Origin of the sequence: Nonomuraea turkmeniaca (assembly GCF_005889735.1) — a bacterium.
GTDB lineage: Bacteria > Actinomycetota > Actinomycetes > Streptosporangiales > Streptosporangiaceae > Nonomuraea > Nonomuraea turkmeniaca.
In genome coordinates this window covers 1-5290 of sequence record NZ_VCKY01000402.1, presented here as the reverse complement: position 1 = coordinate 5290, position 5290 = coordinate 1, and the positions used below count along the sequence as shown (strand labels likewise).

Genomic DNA, 5290 nt, shown 5'->3' with positions numbered 1-5290 from the left:
AAACTGGCGCCGCGGTCCAAGCTGACGATCAAGCACACCACCCGCACGGCCCGCGCCCTCGTCCGTGACCTGCACTACCGGCTCGACGTCAACACCCTGCACCGGGACGAGGAGGCGACCTCGCTCGCCCTCAACGAGATCGGCCGGGTGTCGCTGCGGATCACGCAGCCGCTGTTCGTGGACGACTACGGACGCAACCGGCTCACGGGCGGCTTCATCCTGGTGGACGAGGCCACGAACGGCACGGTCGGCGCCGGCATGATCATGGATAGCCGCTGAAGGGTAGATCTTTTCGCTCTTCCCTTACCCGTTGATTACTCTCCGCGATATGGTCTTCGCGTTCCGTGTTCGCGACGCGAAAGCCCTCCTCCGTGACCGATCGCGTAACCACCCCCCGGGTCATCTACTTGGGCGGTCTGGGCCGTAGTGGCACCACTCTGCTCGAGAGGCTCCTTGGCGAGCTGCCGGGGGTGGTCGCGCTTGGGGAGGTAGTGCATCTGTGGGAGAGGGGAGTGCGTGCGAGGGAACCCTGCGGGTGTGGCGAGCCCTTCCCCACCTGCGCCTTCTGGTGTCAGGTCGGGGACCGTGCGTTCGGTGGTTGGGCGAGCGTGACGGCAGACCGGGTCCTGATGCTCCGGCGCCGGGTTGACCGCACCCGCAGGATCGGCCGCATCGCGCATCGCGATCTGGCCGAATACGTGCAGGCGTACCGGCTGGTCTACGCGGCGACGGGCGCCCGGGTCGTGATCGACTCCAGCAAGCACGCCTCCCTCGCGTGGTGCCTGGCGGCGAGCGGCGTGGACGTCCACGTCGTCCACGTGGTCAGGGATCCGCGCGCCGTCGCCTACTCCTGGGGCAGGGCGGTGGCCCGCCCCGAGGACGGGCGGCCCATGACCCGCTGGGGGCCGGCCCGCACGGCGCTGCACTGGACGGCGCAGAACGCCGCGCTGGAGCTGCTCGCGCGGCGCGGGGCCCGCGTCACCACGGTCCGCTACGAGGATCTGCTCGCCGCCCCCGAGCGCACGCTCACGGGGCTGGTCCGCGCCCTCGGCCTGGCCGCCGTCCCCGAGCTCCCGTTCGTCGACGGCCAGACTGCGTGGCTGGGGCCGTCGCACACGGTCTCCGGCAATCCGATGCGATTCCACGTGGGCCGTGTGGAGCTGCGGCGGGACGATGCGTGGACGACGGGGCTGGGCGCTGGAGAGCGGCGGCTGGTCGACGCGCTGACATGGCCGCTCAGGGCCCGGTACGGCTACTCGGGGGTGACGGGATGACGCGGCTGCCATCCGTCGGCGTGGTGATCCCTACGCGCGGCGACCGTCCCGGGCTCTTGCGAGAGGCCGTCGAGGCCGCGCTGGGTCAGGATTACGAGGGGGAGCTGTCGTTGGTCGTCGTGGCGGACAGGACGACGGCCATGGACGTCGGATCCGCCGATGCGGCGGTGACGCAGCACGTGGCCGGTGTCGTCACCGGCGCGAGCCATTCCACGGGCCGTTCCCTGCGCGTGCTGCCGAATACGCGTACCCCGGGGCTCCCAGGGGCGCGCAACACCGGCATCGCCGCCTGCGACACCGACCTCGTGGCCTTCTGCGACGACGACGACGTCTGGTTGCCGGGCAAGCTAACCGCTCAGGTTCGGGCGCTGCGCGACGGCGAGGGCGAGTTCGCCAGCTGCGGCATCGAGGTCGAATACGGCCGCCACCGCGTCGCCAGGCTCGCCGGCGCCCGCTCCATCACCGCGGACGATCTCGTACGGTCGCGCATGGTGATGGTCCACTCGTCGACATACCTGTTCGAGCGTGGCCTGCTGTGGGCCGACGAGAGCGCGCCCGCCGGGCAGAACGAGGACTGGGACCTGGCGCTCCGAGCGGCCAAGCGGCGGCCGATCGCGCATGTCGACCGGCCGCTCGTCCGGGTCCGCTGGGGCGCGTCCCACTACGTCGCCCGCTGGGCGGACCGCATTGCCGGGCTCGACTGGATGCTCGCCCGGCACCCCGAACTGGCCGTGGACCCGCGCGGCGCGGCGCGGGTCTACGGTCAGCTTGCCTTCAGCCACGCCGCACTGGGACATCGGAGAGAGGCCGCGCGCTGGGCCCTCCGCACGTTCGCGGCCCGGCTCGCCGAGCCCCGTGCGCCGATCGCCCTGGCGGTGGCCGCCGGCTTCGTCTCCGCGCCGACCGTGCTCTCGATGCTGCACAACCGGGGGCACGGCATTTGACCCCGCCGCAGCCACGGATCGGGCTCTCGACCCCAGCCCTTTCGCCCGCTCCCACGCCATCGACCCCAGGCCCTTCGGCTGCTTCGCAGCGCGCAGGCCAGCGCCTTGCACCCGTCCTTGCTCAGGTCGTTCCCCCGCAAGAGGCCTCGCCGTCTTGGGCGGATCCGGGCTCCGGCCCGGCGGACTGCGCGGTCGCGCGGGTGCAGGTGGGTGGGGTCGGGGTCGATGCGGTCACCGAAGAGCAGGTGGTCCAGTGGGTGGCCGCCGAGCTGGAGGCGGGCCGCGGCGGCCGTATCGTCACCCCGAACGTCGACATCTGCCGGATCGCCGCCGCCGACCCCGCGCTCAGAGACCTGGTGTGCTCGGCCGACCTGGTGGTGGCCGATGGGATGCCGCTGGTGTGGGCGGCCGGGCTGCTGGGCACTCCGCTGCCTGAGCGTGTCACCGGTGCCGACCTCCTCTGGGCGCTCAGCAGGCTGGCAGCCGGCCGAGGCTGGCCCGTCTATCTGCTCGGCGGCGGCCCTCCAGACGTCCCGCAGCGGGCCGTCCGCGAGCTCACCAGCCGCTATCCCCGGTTACGGGTCTGCGGCGCCCACGCGCCGCCCTACGGCTTCGACGCCACCTCGGAGGGATACGAGCTCGTACGGCGGAGAGTGCTCGCCGCGCAGCCGGGACTCGTCTTCGTCGGGCTCGGCTTCCCCCGGCAGGACCGGCTCATCGCGGACCTGCGGAAAGACCTGCCAGGGACGTGGTTCCTGGGATGCGGGGCGGCGATCGCCTTCGCGGCGGGGGCGGTGCCGAGAGCGCCGGGGTGGATGCGGCAGACCGGGCTGGAGTGGGCGTTCCGGCTGGCCGGCGAGCCAGGCCGGCTGATGCGCCGCTACCTGGTCGACGATCTGCCGTTCGCGGCGCGGCTGCTGGGCCGCTGCTTGACCACACGCCTCAAGGGGCGGAGGTGAGGACGCGGACGCGGGCCGCGTCCTCGTCGTCGAGCCCGCGGGTCCCGGCGGCGAGCGCACGGCGGGAGTCCATGCGCCGGTACGCCGTGCGCGACAGGCCCGACCACGCGAAAGGGCCCGTGCCCCGGCGGGAGCCCTCGGTGCACGCCCTGGCGATGCGGCGTTCGGCGGTGGGCGTCCAGGGCAGGTCCGCGTAGGCGTACAGGCGCCGGAAACCGGCGATCGGGTCGGCGGCCAGAGACTCGTACGAGGTGAGGAGGAGGCCGGGCGTCCGGGTCAGGATCGTGTGGGTGACCCGCCACAACGCGGCGGCCTTGGCGACGCGGTCATCGGAGCCGTCGAGGGCGCGCAGCTCCAGCACCTCAGGATGGTCGCGGACCAGCAGCGGCTGGTCCAGGAGCTCACGGAAGGAGACCGTCCAGCCCAGCCGCTGCCAGCTCGCCACGAACGACACCGGATCCCGCACGAGCGCCACGACCCGGCACCCCAGCCGCCGCGCGAACCATCCCGCGCTCAGCACCGCGAACGGGTCGTCGAGCAATGCCCGCCGCCCCGCCAGGCGGCCCACCGCGAAAGCGGTCCCGTAGCGGATCAGGCGGGCCAGATCGTACGGCGAGTGGTTCGCCCGCAACTCGGCCAGCCAGTGGTAGCGCAGGCAGGCCGTGTCCCGGAAGGCAGGCAGCCACGCGTCGGCGTTGTCGTCGCAGATGTACTGGAACCTGTGCGTCACCTCGGCCCTGAGCACCCCCGGGCACCGCCCGGGCGGGTGTTGCGGGTTGAGCGGCTCGTTGACGTACACCAGCCCGCCGCCGGCCACGAGCATCTTGCCCGTCCAGCTGGTGCCGCTCCGCGGCAGCCCGGTCACGAGGATGGGGACGCTCATGCCGCCGCCCACGTACGCGACCGCAGCGCCGCCAGGGTGTGGCGGCCGAACGGGTGCAGCCCGTAGCGGCGGTGCAGTTGCCACAGCGGGAGCAGGTTCTTGACGAGCACGCCGCCCGACCAGCCGGCGACCGCGCCGAGTGCCCCGTGGGCGGGGATCAGCGCCAGGTCCAGCGCCAGCGTGCACGCGACGGCCGCCAGCAGATTGAGCAGGCTCGTCCCGGTGTGCCCCGCGGCCGTCAGCACGACGTCGACCATGCCGCAGGCCGTGGCCACCATCATCGTCCCCGCCAGCACCAACGCCACGGGAGCGGCAGCCGACCCGTACGAGGGGCCGAACACCCCCAGCAACCAGGGCGCCAGAGCCCCGTACGCCAGCCACACCGGCCACGTCAGCAGCACCAGCCAGACCGTGGCCGCCTGGTACAGCTCCCGCGCCCGCGCCACCTCCCCGTGGGCGAGCGCGCTCACCAGCCGGGTCTGCACGGCCTGCGCCAGCCCTTGGTTCGCCAGCTGCCCGACGACCTTGAACCGGGTGGCGGCCGTGTAGACGGCGGCCTGCGCGGGCCCCGCGAGCAGCGCGACGACCACGATGTCCACCCGCTGGAACACCGCCTGCACCGCCCCCGCCACCGACCGCGGCGCCGTGTGCCGCCACAGATCCCGCCCGGTTCCCGGCAGGTACGCGCTCCGCGGCGCCCGCCCCCGCAGCCCGGCCCCGGCCAGGACCAGCACCGGCACGTACGGCAACCCCCATGCCAGAGGCAACCACTCGACCGCCCCGGCCGCGGCCGCCCCGGTGACGAGCACCAGCTGAGCGGCCGGCAACACCATTCCGTCCAGGAGCACGGTCGGGCGCATGGTCCCGAACCCCCGGGTGGCGGCCAGCAGCACGTCCCCCAGCACCATGACCGGCAGGACCGCCGCGACCACCCCCACCCGCGGGTACAACACCACCGCGCCGACGCCCGCCACCACCGCGCAGGGCACGAGCGCTGCCCGCACATATCCGGAAATACCGAGATAGCCGTACGTCTCCGCGCGGGCGATGAAGTACACGAGCCCGTTCCCCGCGTCCAGCTTCGCGATCCCCGCCGCCATGAGCACCACGGCGGTCACCGCGAAGAAGCTCCCGGCCTCCGCGGCCGTGAACGCCCTGGTCACGACCGCCACCAGCACGAACTGCGCCAGCGCGGAGAAGCCCGCCGCCACCAGACCCGCGACCCCGGCC

At 73.2% G+C, this 5290-nt stretch carries 6 protein-coding genes; 4 read left to right on the top strand and 2 right to left on the bottom strand.

The window, feature by feature from the left end:
* From ETD86_RS52325 to ETD86_RS52310, 4 genes are all read left to right on the top strand, one after another.
* The coding region (locus ETD86_RS52325) for an elongation factor 1-alpha C-terminal domain-related protein (RefSeq protein WP_425465715.1) at positions 1–279 on the top strand (279 nt) is incomplete at its 5' end.
* A 329-nt stretch (positions 280–608) separates the two neighbouring features.
* A complete protein-coding gene (locus ETD86_RS52320) occupies positions 609–1274 on the top strand; it encodes a sulfotransferase (protein WP_342779368.1) in 666 nt (221 codons plus the stop codon).
* Positions 1271–2218, top strand: coding sequence for a glycosyltransferase family 2 protein (locus tag ETD86_RS52315; RefSeq protein WP_138674063.1), 948 nt, complete (start codon positions 1271–1273; stop codon positions 2216–2218). Before ETD86_RS52320 ends, ETD86_RS52315 begins: the two co-directional genes overlap by 4 nt.
* 200 nt (positions 2219–2418) lie before the next feature.
* Positions 2419–3177, top strand: a complete 759-nt coding sequence (locus ETD86_RS52310) for a WecB/TagA/CpsF family glycosyltransferase (RefSeq protein WP_138674062.1) — start codon at positions 2419–2421, stop codon at positions 3175–3177.
* On the opposite strand, the gene ETD86_RS52305 is transcribed toward ETD86_RS52310, so the two are convergent.
* Positions 3161–4060: a sulfotransferase gene (locus ETD86_RS52305; protein ID WP_138674061.1), complete on the bottom strand. Its 900-nt coding sequence runs from the start codon at positions 4058–4060 to the stop codon at positions 3161–3163. The two genes, ETD86_RS52310 and ETD86_RS52305, sit on opposite strands and share 17 nt — an antisense overlap.
* Positions 4057–5290 (bottom strand): lipopolysaccharide biosynthesis protein (locus tag ETD86_RS52300; RefSeq protein WP_138674060.1); only part of this gene is annotated, 1234 nt, incomplete at its 5' end. The genes ETD86_RS52305 and ETD86_RS52300, both read right to left, overlap by 4 nt.